The organism is Tundrisphaera lichenicola (assembly GCF_051175385.1).
GTDB lineage: Bacteria > Planctomycetota > Planctomycetia > Isosphaerales > Isosphaeraceae > Tundrisphaera > Tundrisphaera lichenicola.
The window spans coordinates 5,530,538-5,545,765 of sequence record NZ_CP195106.1; the positions used below are offsets into that span (position 1 = coordinate 5,530,538).

The 15,228-nt window shown below is 61.6% G+C and carries 14 protein-coding genes; 6 read left to right on the forward strand and 8 right to left on the reverse strand.

Going from position 1 to position 15,228, the window contains the following annotated elements:
- The first annotated feature begins 117 nt into the window (after positions 1–117).
- Positions 118–2,106, forward strand: a complete 1,989-nt coding sequence (locus tag P12x_RS21635; protein WP_435006870.1) for a fructose-bisphosphatase class III — start codon at positions 118–120, stop codon at positions 2,104–2,106.
- A gap of 22 nt (positions 2,107–2,128) precedes the next feature.
- Here P12x_RS21635 and P12x_RS21640 read toward each other — a convergent pair whose 3' ends face one another.
- The 6 genes from P12x_RS21640 to P12x_RS21665 form a co-directional block, all read right to left on the reverse strand.
- Positions 2,129–3,814: a Kelch repeat-containing protein gene (locus tag P12x_RS21640; RefSeq protein WP_435006871.1), complete on the reverse strand. Its 1,686-nt coding sequence runs from the start codon at positions 3,812–3,814 to the stop codon at positions 2,129–2,131.
- 40 nt (positions 3,815–3,854) lie between these two features.
- Positions 3,855–4,040 carry a hypothetical protein gene (locus P12x_RS21645; RefSeq protein WP_435006872.1) on the reverse strand — a complete coding sequence of 62 codons (186 nt, stop codon included), beginning with the start codon at positions 4,038–4,040 and terminating at the stop codon, positions 3,855–3,857.
- 72 nt (positions 4,041–4,112) lie between these two features.
- A complete protein-coding gene (locus P12x_RS21650) occupies positions 4,113–5,207 on the reverse strand; it encodes a DUF1559 domain-containing protein (protein WP_435006874.1) in 1,095 nt (364 codons plus the stop codon).
- 116 nt (positions 5,208–5,323) lie between these two features.
- On the reverse strand, positions 5,324–6,400 hold the full coding sequence (locus tag P12x_RS21655; protein WP_435006876.1) for a hypothetical protein: 1,077 nt from the start codon (positions 6,398–6,400) through the stop codon (positions 5,324–5,326).
- A gap of 146 nt (positions 6,401–6,546) precedes the next feature.
- The gene (locus P12x_RS21660) at positions 6,547–7,266 is read right to left on the reverse strand and encodes a tetratricopeptide repeat protein (RefSeq protein ID WP_435006878.1); all 720 of its coding nucleotides are present in this window, start codon (positions 7,264–7,266) and stop codon (positions 6,547–6,549) included.
- A gap of 514 nt (positions 7,267–7,780) precedes the next feature.
- Entirely contained in the window at positions 7,781–9,301 is a 1,521-nt protein-coding gene (locus P12x_RS21665) for a fucose isomerase (protein WP_435006880.1), read from the reverse strand.
- 231 nt (positions 9,302–9,532) lie between these two features.
- Between P12x_RS21665 and P12x_RS21670 the strand changes: the two genes are divergently transcribed.
- The 5 genes from P12x_RS21670 to moaA all read left to right on the forward strand — a co-directional run bounded on the left by P12x_RS21670 (position 9,533) and on the right by moaA (position 13,107).
- Complete coding sequence (locus tag P12x_RS21670) at positions 9,533–9,853, forward strand: hypothetical protein (RefSeq protein WP_435006882.1); 321 nt, start codon at positions 9,533–9,535, stop codon at positions 9,851–9,853.
- Positions 9,854–9,878: 25 nt separating this feature from the next.
- A complete protein-coding gene (locus P12x_RS21675) occupies positions 9,879–11,099 on the forward strand; it encodes an FG-GAP repeat domain-containing protein (RefSeq protein WP_435006883.1) in 1,221 nt (406 codons plus the stop codon).
- A gap of 239 nt (positions 11,100–11,338) precedes the next feature.
- Positions 11,339–11,605 (forward strand): MoaD/ThiS family protein, encoded by a 267-nt coding sequence (locus tag P12x_RS21680; protein ID WP_435006885.1) that lies wholly within the window; start codon positions 11,339–11,341, stop codon positions 11,603–11,605.
- Positions 11,602–12,027 (forward strand): molybdenum cofactor biosynthesis protein MoaE, encoded by a 426-nt coding sequence (locus P12x_RS21685; RefSeq protein ID WP_435006886.1) that lies wholly within the window; start codon positions 11,602–11,604, stop codon positions 12,025–12,027. Before P12x_RS21680 ends, P12x_RS21685 begins: the two co-directional genes overlap by 4 nt.
- Positions 12,028–12,102: 75 nt before the next feature.
- Positions 12,103–13,107 (forward strand): GTP 3',8-cyclase MoaA, encoded by a 1,005-nt coding sequence (gene moaA / locus P12x_RS21690; RefSeq protein WP_435006888.1) that lies wholly within the window; start codon positions 12,103–12,105, stop codon positions 13,105–13,107.
- Between the two features lie 283 nt (positions 13,108–13,390).
- Here moaA and P12x_RS21695 read toward each other — a convergent pair whose 3' ends face one another.
- Complete coding sequence (locus tag P12x_RS21695) at positions 13,391–14,293, reverse strand: metallophosphoesterase family protein (protein ID WP_435006889.1); 903 nt, start codon at positions 14,291–14,293, stop codon at positions 13,391–13,393.
- Between the two features lie 26 nt (positions 14,294–14,319).
- Entirely contained in the window at positions 14,320–15,033 is a 714-nt protein-coding gene (locus P12x_RS21700) for a CPBP family intramembrane glutamic endopeptidase (RefSeq protein ID WP_435006890.1), read from the reverse strand.
- Positions 15,034–15,228 lie beyond the last annotated feature (195 nt).

Sequence of the window (15,228 nt, forward strand, 5' to 3'; positions counted from 1 at the left end):
ACATGCCAGCCTTTCGATCGGCGAACGACCGAGACAAATCCTCCCACGTTGACAACTCCCGCCTCCTGAGCGATCGTCTGTACACAGCCTCATTCGAGACCATTCGAGTCAAGAACCATGAACAGTCGGGACGGCATCGTCGATGAGTCGGAAGGTCGTTACGCCCGGGTCTACGACCTGATCTCCCTGCGAACCCAGTCGGATCGATTCCCCGACATCGACTCGGCCACCGCGGAGATCGCCCGCCTCTCCGCGGTCCTGACGCTCCCCAAGGGGACGATCCACGTCATCAGCGACGTCCACGGCGAGGACAAGAAACTCCGTCACGTCATCAACAACGCCTCGGGGACGTTGCGCCCTCTCGTGCACAGGCTCTTCGCTTCGAGGATGAATCCCACGGAATTCCAGGAATTCCTGACGCTCATCTTCTATCCGGCGGAAGTGGTCGAGCGACTGGAACAGACCCAGATCGACCCCGAGACCCTCAGGTCATTCTGCACCAGGACTCTCCGGCACGAGTTCGAGCTGGTCCGGGTCCTGTCGGCACGCTACAGCCTGAAGCGAGCCATGGAGGTCTTCCCCCGAGAATATCGGGATTTGATGACCGAAATGCTCCACGAGCCGACGACTGATCGCGATAAGACGTTCTTCGAGGCGATTGTCGATGAGCTTTTGAGGCGAGGTCGGGCCCTCCACCTGATCCACCTGACCGCACGACTCGTCCGGAACCTGGCGATCTCCGAGTTGATCATCGGAGGGGACTGCTGGGATCGTGGCCCCCGGGGAGACCGGGTACTCGATTACCTCCGCCAGCAACCCAACGTCTCCTTCATCTGGGGAAACCATGATGCCGCCTGGCTCGGGGCGAGCCTGGGCCACGAGGCCCTGATCTGCCACGTCCTCCGCGTATCACTCCGCTATCGCCAGCTCGGGCAGCTCGACGAAGGATACAGCATCCCCCTAACTCCCCTGGAACATCTGGCCCGGATGATCTATGCCGGAGATCCCGCAGCGGGCTTCCTCCCGAAGTCGGGGGGGATGCGTCCGGACGTCCTCGTTGCGAGGATGCAAAAGGCCGCCGCGGTGATGCAATTCAAGCTGGAAGGTCAGGTAATCGCCCGAAATCCCCAGTGGAACATGGAGCACCGACGGCTGCTCCACCGGATCGACCATGAGGAGAAGACGATCGAGATCGACGGCGTCCTGCACCCATTGCTCGACACCCATTTCCCCACGATCGACCCCGCCGACCCGTATCAGCTCTCCGAGGAGGAGCGGCAATGTGTCGATCACCTCCGACACTCGTTCCTGTCGAGTCAGAAACTCGGCGAGCACATGCAATATCTCGTCAGCTACGGCTCGATGTATCTCGTCCGGGATCGAAGCCTGATCTTCCACGGTTGCGTTCCGGTCGATCGAGCCGGGGAATTCCTGGAGTTGAGCATCGATGGTGTCCCGCTGGGAGGGCGAGCCCTCTTCGATGCGATCGACAAGGCCGTGCTTCGGTCGGTCGAACGGAGATCTCTCAAGGATCTCGACTTGCTCTGGTATCTCTGGGGGGGGGACCGGTCGCCGCTCTTCGGGAAGGATCGAATCACCACCCTGGAACGCGACTTCCTTGAGGACGAGACCACCTATCGAGAGACCAAAAATCCCTATTTCGAGCTGATCCATGAGCCATGGTTCTGCGACAAGATCCTGCAGGAATTCGAGGTCGACCCGGACCATGGCCTGATCGTGAACGGGCATGTTCCGGTGAAGATCGAGAAAGGGGAAAATCCGATCAAGCGAAGCGGCAAGGCCATCACGATCGACGGGGCGTTCTCGGAAGCCTACGGCGATCGCGGATATACCCTCGTCCTGGAGGCCGATCGGACCATACTGGCCGAGCACTCCCACTTCGAATCCGTGGAAGCAGCAATCCGCGACGGAGTGGACATCATCCCCAAAGTCTCGGTCGTCCGGACCTGGGACCGGCCGCACCAGATGGCCGACACGGAACGTGGCGACCAGATCCGGTGCGAGATCCGCTTGCTGGAACGACTGATCGACGCCTATCGCAACAACGAGCTACGCCAGCGTCGACCGAGCCCCTGGGCCTCCTGATCGGCAATCCAACGGGGCTCGATCATTCGCCCTTCGGGGAGTTGCTCGACGAGTCGGGCATCAACCGAACCGCCTCGATGACCGGCGTTTGTTGACCCTGAAAGTTGCCGCCCACGGCCAGGAGCGACCGGTGAGGACCGGGAAGGAGCCGGTGAGTATTACGGGGCAACGACCAGGCCCCGATGGCTTCCCAGCCGCCACCTTCGTGGTCAAGGCGAGCGATCATCCCGGACAGTACGCTGACGTAGAGGCGACCCTCGACCGAGAATGCCGAGGCCGCGAAACCGTCCCGATCTCCGGAGCCGGGCAGATCCGGCCCGACGGTCCATTCGCCCGTAGCCGGATTATAGACATCCACCCGTCGTTCGATCTTGAAGACATCGGTCAGTCCGCCCAGCACATAAAGCTTCCCGCCAACCTCGGCCGCCGCCAGGGCTCGACGTCGGAACGGTTGTTTCAAGACCTTCCAGCCATGTTCCGGTGCGTCGAGATCGAATACGACCGCGTGATCCAGATAGGTTGGCTTCTCCTTCTCACCCTTCATCGTCCAACCGCCAACGACATAGATCTTCCGGTCGATGACGACCGCGTCGTGGGTAGATCGAGGATCCGGAAGCGGGTCGAGATCGGTCCAGGTCTTCGACTCGGGATCGAACCGCGAGAAGTCGGCCACCGAGAAGAGATCATGCTCGCTTCCGGGCTGGTTACGGGCCGACATCCCACCGACTCGGTAGAGGTATTTGCCGTCCGTCACCAGGGCTACACCCTGGACGTCCCGGCTCATCGGCAACTCTTCCCAGGTCTCACGGTCGTTCAGGTTCAGTCGCCGGAACTTCCGCGAGGTCGTCTCGACGCTGTACTGATGGGTCCGACCGGTATGTCCACTGTAAACGTAAAGCCAGTCTCCGAGGACAGCACCTCCGAAGCTGTTCACGGCCGGTGCCGGCATGGTGGCGAAGGAGGTCGAGACACTCCTCGCCCCTTCCGACTCGATCTGACGATCGGAAGAAATGCCGGAGGTCCCTCCCTCCGGACGGAAGGTCAGCGAGGCATAATAACGCGTCTCCGCGAATGGTTTGCCATCCACCTCGCCGGGCTTCGGATCGACCCAGTTTGCCCAGAGAGCGGTCTTCCCATCCTCAATCCCATCAACTTGGGCAAGTCCCAGTGAATCACTGGTCAACTCGGTGGGTTCGCCATCTTCGGGGAGTACCTTGATCCTGGACTCGACCGGCTTACCATCGAAGAGGACCTGGACGAGTCGCTTCCCTCCCTTCGAGATGACACGGGCTCGCAGAAGGCCGCGCTCCTCAGGAGCATCCTCCGTTATCTCCGAGTTCTGGCATCGAGCGGTATAGTAGAGGCGGTAGGTCGTCTCCGCCTTGGTTTTCAGGCCCAGGTCGAGTTCGGCATCGACTCTGGTTGGAAGTTGGCCGGACCAGTGGGCGTCGACCGACTCTTCCGAGGCGATCACCGGAAGCGGGATACCATCGGTGTTCGGGACGACCCCCCGGACATATTTGAGGAAATCCGGGCCACCCGGCGTGGGAGTTTCATTCAGGAAGGCACGGATGGTGAACCCTCCCTCGGGGCCAGCCGAGGGCTCGGTGGTCAACCAGAGGAAATGGGCGGAGGCCGACCGTGATAGCAGGAGGATCAAGGCCAGCAAGGCCGTTCGAGTGATGCGCGGAATTGCTCGGGAGATCATGGGTTTTCCTCGGTATGAGCTTGGTTCGTGGTCATGCGTTTCAGCCTTCGGTGATGTGCACTCGAGGCCGCTTTCGCGAGTTGGCCTCTTGCTGCTTTCGAAGCTCCAGGAATTTCGAGGACTCGGCCATGGCCTTTCGACCGGCCTCCGAGTCGGGTGAAACGATGGGCGAGGCGTCTTTCGGCCGATCCGAGTCGCCGCAGCCGGCCAGGGAACCGGCAGTCAACAGGATTGCGACCCTCGCGATTAATCTCGATCGGACCATCATGAAAGGGAGACTTCTCGATGGATTCATCGCTCAGGGCCCTCCCGCGACGCCACCCGAGAGGATCTCTCCACCCCGGATCGTCGAGAGTCCCTGGTAGGTGGGCATCGCGATGCTGTCGGAGATCACCCGCACGCTACCATCGCAGAACGCCGCGTTGATCAGGCCAGGATGAGTGGATCGAAAATTCGGCACCTGTTGACCAGCCTCGGGCGCGGCCGGACCGGGCGGGTCGATGAAGAGGTCGGTCATGGAGTCGAACGCACAATCATTGGCCCGATAAGGCGAGCCCATCTGGTCCACCGTTCGACCCACCAGCCCGCCGACAATTCGCTTGTCGTTTCCCCAGCTCCGGGACCGTCCGTAGGCCATGAACATGATGTTATCGAAATAGACGGCCGACGTCGGGGCGGCGGAGAGTCCGGTGCTCATCGGGACGCAGACGCGATTCGTCCCGCCACCCACGGCCCGGTACCGGTTCCGGGCGTTTCCGCCGGCCGCTTCGGCCATGATGAAGGTCTGGCTCGTGCCGTCGGTGATCTCGGCAATTCGAGTCGCCGTGTTGAAGCCGATCGGCCCCATCCGGTTCGACTCGCCGTAGCCGTTCACGACGTAACGACTCGCGCCTGCGTTGAAGACATAGTCGGTGACGGCCACACGACCCTCCTCGACCGTGTAGGCCGAACTTCCCGAACCGACCGTCGCTCCAATTTCTCCCTTCGCCCGATTCGACGGGCAGAGGAAGACCGAAAGCTGAGTCGAGAATGCCGTGCTGTTGCCGGGCAACGACCAACCGAAATAGGCATTCGGCCCGGAATGAAGATTTAGATCGAAGTTAAACGCATTGAAGGCGGCCGACTGCTCGATGTATGGCAAAATAAAGCTGTAGCCCGTGAAGTTCATGTACACGTTCCCCAGTCCACCCTGCGATGCGGGAGGGAACACGTTCGTCGCGTCGTGATAGTTCTGCAACGCAAGCCCCAGCTGTTTCAAGTTGTTGATGCAACTGGTGCGTCGGGCGGCCTCGCGGGCCGCCTGGACCGCGGGCAAAAGCAAGGCGATCAGCACGGCGATGATTGCGATCACCACCAGGAGCTCGATCAAGGTAAAAGCGGCACGCTTTCTCATCGTTGAACAACCTCAGATAAACCAACAGGTCCGCCTGGCGCCGGGGACTACGGCGGCCAAGAGTGAAATACTCAAACTTCGGAGAGGAGGCTCCGCCTCGGCTGCCCGGGCCCGGATCAGGGCCTCGGGAGGGAGTTCGAGGGAGGATTCATCGGGCCCGTCCGAAGAGCTTTTGCGTCGGGCTTTGTCCCTGATCCGGGGGGATTGCCCCGATCCGTGATGGATGCCGAGGCGAAGTGGTCGTGCATTCCCATCGCGAGGATCGAGGCGACCAGGATGCTTGCGACCAGGACAACCGCCCCCACCCGACGGACGTTCTTCATCTGCCACCACATCAAGAGGCCGGTGATTCCCCAACCGACCATCGAGAGGAACATCAGGTCGACCGCGACGGCCCAGCCCCATCGATAGCCGAGTCCGGCGGGATAACCGTGAGCCAGGTGAAGTCGGGTCAAAAATCGCCGAGATGAGAGGGGTTCGCCAGTTTGATCTTCCGCCCGACCGGAGACAGCCCCTGTGACTAGGTCATAATGGACCTGCCAGGTCTTACCTCCGGACTCCATCAAGAAGCCGAGATCGGGATTCCCTCGAAGGCTCAGTTCGGAGTCCGGCAGTCCGACTCGGGCGAGAACTTTCGGGAGATCTTCCCTGATGTCGGCCAGGGGAGGAGGTCGAGAAATCATCGCCTCGCGGGTCGCAAATGGGGCGGGATCTGGCCGACGTCGTTCGCCGACTTCGCGAGCGAGGCCCTCGCCCGAATCAATGTCGATCCGAAGATTGTATTGTCGCCCCCCCGATCGGATCGTCGCGGCAAGTTCACGCCCAAAAGCCGACTCCTCAGGCCTGACAAGTCGATAGGTCGGCCGCCCGGATCGATCGCCCCCGGAATCATTCAGGGCATTCACGACTTCGGTCGCGAGTCGCTCCGGTTCCGGTAGATTCGAGAGGGCGGTTCCCGACCACGCTGCTCTTTCGATCCGTCGGCCGGACTGGTCCGCGAAGGCACCGGGGTGATTGAACAGTAGCGCGGTGATCCCGTAGAGGAAGACCCAGGGAAGCATAAACAGGCCGGCATAGAGGTGGGTCCTGCGGACCAGCCTCATGACCTGATGATAGCGAACCCGCCTCCTCGACTTCAGCTCGGAAGCAGATCGATCTTGAAGGGCATCTGCGAGGTCGGATTCGGGCATCATTGGCACCGTTTGAAGATAGTGTCGGTCATTCGGCGCACCGCCGGGGAGTGGTCCCGCACGCGCCGATCCGCTCGACGCGTGCTCTCCCCGACGGTGACCGCCACGCCCGAAGGCATGATTTGGGGGTCGTCTAATTCACGGTTCCCTTAACCGGGCTGGGACCTGGATTGGCAGATTCCCCCCCGATCAGCATCGCCGCCGGCCTGGAAAATCGTCGCCATTCGACGAAGGCAACCCCGGCAGGAAATCGACTCCAGATCGAGGTCCCGGATTAACTCGCAGGCTTCCTCGCGTCGGCCCACGTGATCGAGGAGCGTCGCCAGCGAGACCCGATAAAGCGGGACTTCAGGAGCAAGCTCGTAGGCTCGGGCCACGATTGGAAGCACCACTTCGGGAGCCCTTCCCAGCCTCCTGAGGTAATAGGCCACGCCGAAATGTGCCTCCGGGAGCCCTGGTTCGCGACGAACCAGCTCCAGGCAGGCCCCGAGAGCCGGCCCGAACTCCCCGAGCTGACCGAGTCCTGCCGCGACGGACGGAAGCAGGTCGCTGGGGCACGTCGGATCGAGGGCCAGGCACCGATATCCGTCGCTCGCGAGTTCGTCGAAGCCCGTCCTGGCGAAGCACTCGGCGAGGACCCGGCGAGATGGATGGTCCAGTGGGACGAGCAGACCTGCCGTCTCGAAGGCGTCGCGGGCCCCTTCGAAGTTGCCGACGCGATGCCGGAAAAAGCCGGCTACTCGCCAGAGTTCGCCATCGTCGGGGTCGGCTCGCAAGGCCGACTCGATCAGCTCTTCGGCCTCGATCACCCGGCCCGATTTGGCTAGTTCGACGGAACGTTGCATCAGGCCTCGATCGTGCTCCATCATGTTACCCCCTTCGAATAAGTTGTTGATTAAAATTATGATGATGCGATCGCGTAGGGCCGCCGATCCTCCAGCTCCGGAGGCGGCTCTCACTCGATTGATTCGATTCAGGATTTCGCGAGGCGCGTCGAGGCCGAATCGGAAGGTTCGAGGGCTCGGTTGCGGGCCACGCGAGGGCGCGACAGGGGAATATGTCGGGAAAGGATCGACCCCGAGAAGCGGGAAGGATCGGGCCGCAGGTCGATCGAAGGAGGGATTGTGGTCGAATCGTGACAGGACACGGAGGAAGCCCCGAACATCTTAGAAACCCAGAATGACGGGACCAGCGTCAGGCCGGGAAGATCTTGTTGAAACTGAGATTCAGTCTCAACGAGGAATAGTATTTCGTTTCCCCGAGGGATTGTCAATCGTGTTCAGAAAACTCTTCACGATCGAGCAACAAAGCCAAAGGGAAGCCGCGATGGAGTCCTCAAAGGCTCCGTCACGACTTCCCTCTTCCGAGCATTCCCGGGCTAGTTCAACGATCGGAGAGGACCCTGACCCTCATCCCCAGGGCGGCCCCCAAGGCGGCCATCTCCCCGAAGATGTCTCCATAGGCCACGGCGATATGATTACTCATATAATGGGCCATGATCGTGTCGGGCGAGCATCCGAGATCGGCCGCCATGAACGGCCATTGTCGGGTTGTCCCCTTCCACCAGGACTCGCGGACGGACTCGGGAAGCTCGACCGATTCTCCTCGGCCGAGGTCGAGGACAAGCTTCCCTTCGTGGTCGATCCAGTTCCTGGCCCAGGTGATCGGCCCGGGTCGACTGACCCCCGCGAACGTCCCGCCCGGGATCGGGAAATAACCCGAGGGTTGACGATAGCTGTGGACGCCTTCCAGGCTGTCGAGATTTTCGTTGAAGGCGAACGCGCCGCAGCTTCCCGAGTTAAGCAGGACCCAGAGCCATCTCCCTTCATGTTCCGCACCCCATCGGACGTCGTGGAACATGACCGCTCCGGGGAGGCCCCTGGCCTCTAGAACCTGCTTCATCAGCTCCATCGGGACGAGATTCCCCTGATCGGCCTCGGTACTGGTGATGACGACGTGACCATTCCCTTCGGGCCGGGCGTGCGAATTGAGCAGCCCCTCGCAGAAATCGCTCGGCGGCAAGAGATTGATGAGGCCGAGTTGATACTGCCAGCCCAGGCAGTCGGCCTGGAATTCGTCGAGGAGATCCAGGACGCTCAGGTAAAGTCGGAGCTGGGTCCTGGTTGCGTCGGGCGTGAAATCCTCGGCATCGGCCTCATTCCAGTGGAACTGGACGCCCTTGGATTTCACAAACTCGAAGGCCTCGTCCACCCTTTTCTTGTCGATGGACCTCGACCGATCGAAGAGCCAGGCCTGATCCACCTTGTGCTCGCTGAATCCGATCGGATAGAGCACTCTCGGGCCGAAATAGCCGTTGATCATGCCCATCGACGTATCGCCCAGCATCAGCGCGAGAATTCGCTTGCGTTTGATCTCCTCGAGGACTTTCGAGGAGATCGAACCGGCCTCGGGAGCGATCGGGCCGGGTTCTCGGAGTTCGGAGGTCTCGTATTCGATTCGGCCGGAGGAACACCACTCGTCGAGACGTTCCATGAACCGTGCATCGAGGGTCCAGTCCGGGGCGTCGGTCCAGGCCCTCGACGCATGCCGCCCGACACTTTCCAGCGAGGCCCCGGTATTCAGGAGGGCCACTAGGCCGGGCCAGGTCCCGGAGAAATTCGAGGCCAGGAGGAGCGGATTGTCCTTGCCGACCACGCCATCCACGGTGTGTGGTGCGTAGGTCCAGTGGACGAAGACGCCGACCATCGGGTCGTCGATCTGGCCGAGCTTCGAGATCGCCTGATCAGGCCTGGTCAGGAATCCTTCCACAACATACGGGGATCGTCCGAGTTTGGTGAGGGCCGCGACGAGTTGCCGGGTGGTTTCCCGGGCCTGGGGGAGAGCCCACTCATTGGGCTTTGCCCGATAATCTCCCGGCCAGAAAATGGCGACCTTCTTCGACATCGGATCTACCCCTCGGAAACGCCTCGCGGACCCCTAACCGTCCCGATCATGCCATGCACGGGCTCCCGTCGCCAGGGACCGGAAGACCGATCCTGGTCAAGAGGGTTCGAGCCCGTTATCATCGCCCGTCGAGCCATCCTCTGCCGGCAGGGTTCGGGGTGGCGATGGGAATTCTCCCGGATCGCGGGAAATCCTGCCCGATCCGGCTCGAACAGAATGGACGAGCGATCCATGGTGGAATATCTCGCATTGCCCGCCTGGAAAGCCCCGCCGACCACCGTCGACGCCTGGGTCGTTTCTCTTTCCGAGACGGGAGGCCCGGTGATCGTCAGCCGGGAGTCGGCCTCGGTCACCTGGCTGGAGATTGCACCGCTGCGACTCCGAGGATACGTCGTGGTCGAGAATGGATTGGCCACTGCGATCAATTTCGAGCTCCATGCCCTCGACACAGAGCCGGCGACTCGGGCCATCCTCGCCTCGGCAGAAGCCCTGGACTGGGAGCTCCACGCCGACGACGATGACGAACCGGATGATGACGATGACGAAGATTGACTCTCCATCGATCGAGGATCGCCCCATGCTTCGATACAAGATTGCGCTAGCCTCCCTATTTCTCGCGCTGATCGCGCCTGCTGTCATGGCGGGCGATGTCCCGTGGAAAAAGCACGACATCAACGCCAAGAGCGTCTTCGAGGGGGCGGCCGCCCTGGACGCCGATGGGGATGGCAAGCTCGATATTGTTTCCGGCGACACCTGGTACAACGCTCCGGACTGGACACCTTATCCGGTCCGGAAATTGGAACCGGTGGGCCGAACCTATCGAAATTGCTTCGCCACCATGCCCATGGACGTTAACGGCGATGGCAAGATGGATTACGTCACCGTCTCGTACTTCGGCAAGAACGTCGGCTGGGTCGAGAATCCGGGCGTGAAGGGGCAGGAATGGACCTACCACGAGATCGACACACCCGGCCCGAGCGAGGCCGCCGTCCTCGTTGATGTCGATGGAGACGGCCAGCTCGACGTCCTCCCGAACACGGTCAACGTCGTCGTCTGGTACTCCCCCGGGGCACTTTCCCTGAACGGTGATCAACCCACGAGGGTCTGGAAGAAACACGACTTCGGGACCGCCGCCGCCGGGCACGGTGTGGGAACGGGGGACATCAACGGGGACGGCCGCTCCGACCTCCTCACGCCCAAAGGGTGGTTCGAAGCCCCGAGCGACCCATCGAACGATTCCTGGGCCTTCCACCCGGATTGGGACCTCGGTACGACCGGGATCCAGATCCTCGCCCGAGATGTCGACGGCGACGGCCTTTCCGACCTGATCTACGGTATGGGCCATGCATTCGGCCTTTACTGGCAGAAACAGGGCAAGGGCACGAACGGAGAACGGACCTGGACCAAGGCACCGATCGACGAGTCGTTCTCCTCGGTCCACACCCTGCTCTGGGCCGACCTTGATGGCGATGGCAAAGCTAATGAAATGATCACCGGCAAGCGGGTCTACGCGCATGAGATCGAGGCGGGAGACGTCGAGGCCCCGGTGATCGCTTATTTCACTTTCGACACCTCCGCAGGGAAATGGGACCGTCACTTGATCTATCAGGGCGAGGCCGCCAAGGACGCCCCGAAGGATGGATCCAATCGAGATGCACAGAAGGATTTCCCTCCCGGCACAGCCGGGACGGGCCTGGAAGTCTCGGCCGTCGATATCGATAAGGATGGCGACATCGATCTGGTTTGCCCCGGCAAGAGCGGCATCTACCTGTTCGAGAATCTGACCCGATCGAAGTAATCGGAATCTGCCTGAGGATAGGGGCGGAGGTCGCAATCGACTGGGAAGCCACTCGCGACAATCGGTCCTGGACGCTAAGTTGAATCTGACGGTGAGTGAAGTCGTCCACGACGAGACTTCCAACGTCCTTACTCATGTCTGGACCGTCCGACTTCGATCTTACATAACCTTCACCCTTCCCTCCCGACGGTATCTGGTCGGGATGGGGGGGCTTCGTCTCCCTACCACGAGCCATTCGCGTGCAAGCCACCGTCCTCCTTTTCGCACTGGCCAGGGAGCGTGCCGGAGGGACAATTCTGGAGGTCGACCTTCCCGAGAACGGCACGGTCGCCGACCTCAAGATCGCCTTGGCCCGCACTTGCCCTGCACTTGGCCCACTCCTCCCGATGCTCCGAATAGCCGTCAACTCCGAATACGCTCCCGACGACCTGACGATCCCGCCGGGCTCCGAACTGGCAGCGATCCCCCCCGTCAGTGGTGGCCAGCAATACGGTCGAATCTCATGATCGAACTGACCGATAATCCCATCGACCATGCCTCGGTAACCGAACGAGTCCGCTCGGATCAGGCGGGGGCGGTCTGTTCTTTCCTCGGGACCGTCCGGGAGATGACGGGCGAACGCCGGACCGCCTCGCTCGACTACGAGGCCTATCCCGAGATGGCACTCAAGACCCTGGGCGAACTCGAGGCCCAAGCTCGCCGACGCTGGCCGGTGATCGAACTAGCGATCGTCCACCGACTTGGCCACCTGGAACTCGGCGAGATCAGCGTCGCGGTCGCCGTCAGTTGCCCGCACCGAGACCAGTCGTTCGAGGCCTGTCGATGGCTCATCGACACCTTGAAGGAAGTCGTCCCGATCTGGAAAAAAGAGGTCTGGGCCGACGGGACCGAGGAGTGGGTCCATCCCGGCTCTCCCCCCCCGCCTTAGCGGGATCAAGGATGGCCTTGAGCCCTTCGAGCCCGTAGAATGGGTCGATCGGAACCCGCTGAAACTGGACCGAACATGACCCACCCCGACCTTCGCCTGATCGATTCCTTCGGACGGGTCCACAACAATCTGAGGATCAGCGTCACCGACCGCTGCAACATTCGCTGCACCTACTGCATGCCGGAATCCGTCCAGTTCCTCCCGCGTCAGGATTTGTTGAGTTTCGAGGAGATCGAGCGTATCGTCCGGCTCGCCGCAGGACTCGGCATCGACAAGATCCGCCTGACCGGTGGCGAACCACTGGTCCGCCGCGATTTACCGAAGCTGGTCGCGAAGCTCGCGGCCATCCCCGGGATTCGGGATATTGGCCTGACGACCAACGGGATCTTGCTCGCGCCCATGGCGAAGTCACTCCGCGAAGCCGGCCTCAAACGTATCAACGTCAGCCTCGACACGCTGGATCCCACCCGTTTCCGGGAACTCACCCGACGCGATGGCCTGGAACAGGTGATCGAAGGCATCCTCGCGGCGAAAGATGCCGGATTCGACCCGGTGAAGCTGAACGCGATCGCGATTCAGGGATTCACCGAACCCGATGTTGTCCTTCTGGGACGATTCGCCCGAGAACATGGCCTGGAACTCCGCTTCATCGAATACATGCCGCTGGACGCCGGGAATCACTGGGAACGTGGCAAGGTCTTGCTCGCCGAGGAAATCATCCGGCGACTCTGCGAAGGCATCGGCCCCCTGCGTCCGAGCCCGGACCAGGATCCTAGGGCGCCGGCGCTCGATTACGACTACGTCGATGGTCGGGGACGAGTTGGCTTGATCGCCTCCGTCAGCCGGCCGTTCTGCGGAAGTTGCAACCGACTTCGGCTGACCGCTGACGGCAAATTACGGAACTGTCTGTTCGCCCATGACGAGACCGATCTTCGCCCTCTCCTCCGAAAAAACGAACCTAACGACGAAGAGCTGACCAAAGCAATCCGCGATAGCGTGGCCGCGAAATGGGAGGGCCACGAAATTAACACCGCCCACTTCATCAAGCCCGAGCGTCTGATGCACACCATGGGCGGTTAGAGCCCGAACGCGATGTTCGAACGTCCTAAACCGTTCTTCACAATAGATCTAGGTTTGCTACACGGAGAAATCGGAATCGACATCGACCGGGAGGCCCAGACCGGATCGAGTCTGCGAGTTCCCGGGAAAAACGAACCCAATCTCCCCGATGCCGATCGAGCCTGGCCGATCGCTTCTCCATAAGATCGCCCGATGAAGCGCGTTCTTATCGGATCATTTGCTGGGTCGTCATCGGATTTCGAAGACCCGAACAATCCGGGCGTTGTTACCGGTCGAATTTCGATCAAACCGAGGTGGAGGCCGGGCGTCGGGCGGGGAAGAATGCCGGGTCCTGGAAGATCGGACGAACCTCCCAGGCGTCCGCATGCCATGCGTGGTGGAGGACGGAGACGTCTCGGTCGTGCAGCTCGATTTCCAGGAAACCGGGTGGCCGAAGCCCGGTCTTGTCGCGAAGCAGCGGCGCTCCCGCATTCAGGCAAACTTGCCCCGGGACGCTCGGTGAGGGGAAAGCCCAGGCGGCATGGACGTGGCCGCAACAATAGAGGTGCGGTTCCAGCGTGGCGAGCCAGGCTGCGACATCCGGGGCGTTCCTCATTCTTTTGAAGTGCAATTCCTCGGCGTGCGCGGGAGGGGCATCGATCGGGTAATGGCAGGCAACGATCAGGCGACGAGGCGGGGTGGTCTGACTTGCCAACATGTCGCGGGCCATCTCAAGTTGAGTCGATGGCAGAAGACCCTTGGCCGAGAGATGGGAGCGAGTCGGGTCGAGTCCCAGGATGGCGGTCTCCGAGTCGATATACCGCAGCCAAGGAAACCGATCGGAAGGGGCGAACGAGCCGAAGGTGGCCTCGAATTGCCGGGTCCGGACCGATCCCGACGTATATCGATCATGATTGCCGGGAAGGACAGTCGCCCGGGCGGGGTCGTGCAGAAGGGGCGAGAGGGCTTCCCGGGCCTCATCGAACTCGGAGGACAGGGCCGTCGTCGTCAGGTCCCCGGTGATCAAAATGTGATCGGCCTGAAGACTGACGGCCCGCTCGACCACCGCTTCAAGCCGTTCGAGCCGGAACTTTCCGGCTCGGCCTCGGAGCAGGTCGGCCATCCCGACCGCCCGTTTATTCATCAGTCGTAGCGGATTGTACGAGTATCGCCAGACGTGAATATCGGATAGGTGGATGATCCGCAAGGCCGACCCACTCCCGGGAGATCGAGCTAGAGATGCCAGTCAAACCAACCGACGAGTAGATCGTAAGCCGTGTGCGCCCCGACCGCAACGCCGAAGCCCCTGACCACGAAGACCCAGGCGAAGAAGACCCCGGCCAACCATCGAAAAATGAAGGCAAACCAGGTAAATGCCTCGCCGGGAGCGCCCGCGTGATGGGCCAGCGAGAAGAGGACGGACGAAAACGTGATCGCGAGCGTGCAAGCGGGCAGTGAGGGGAGCATCAGGAGTCGCAATAGCCGAAATAGGACCGGGATCAACGCCAGCCGGAAGAGAGCCTCTTCATACAAGCCCGCACCCAGGAATCCGACGACCGGGGCGATGGCCGATGGCACCTGAGGAGCGCTCGCGGCCAGGACCTCCGGCCCCTCCAGCCTGGAAAACCCGAGGTCGACCAGCTTGCTCAACCCCACCAGTGCCACCGCCAGCAGGAGGCTCTCGATCATCATCCCGGAGAGAACTCCGGGGTGGAATCGCCAATCGCGTCGATCGATGGCCTGCCAGCCCAGGAGCCCCGAGACCAGGACGATCGGCGGGAGCCAGCGATCGGTCAGGCCCAGGCTCCCGAGCCCCTGACGAATCCACGCGTCGGCCCCCGCACGCAAGGCATCGGCCGAAGACCCTCCCAGGACGTTCACGCCTATTTCATAAGCCATCAAGAAAGGCATGATGAACAGCAGGCATGGCAGAGGACGGCGGGTCATCGACCAATAGGAGGCCTCGTCCGCCTGAACAGGCGGCGACTCTCCCCACCATTGATGGTCGTATCCGTAACGCGAGCGGGCTCGACGCGATCGGCCCGTTTTGGATTTCGATTGAGTTGTCACAGGCTCAAGATATCGGGCGTTTCTCGGGCCGAGTCCACCCCGGGCTAGAACACTTCCGCGTCTCCGTTCCGG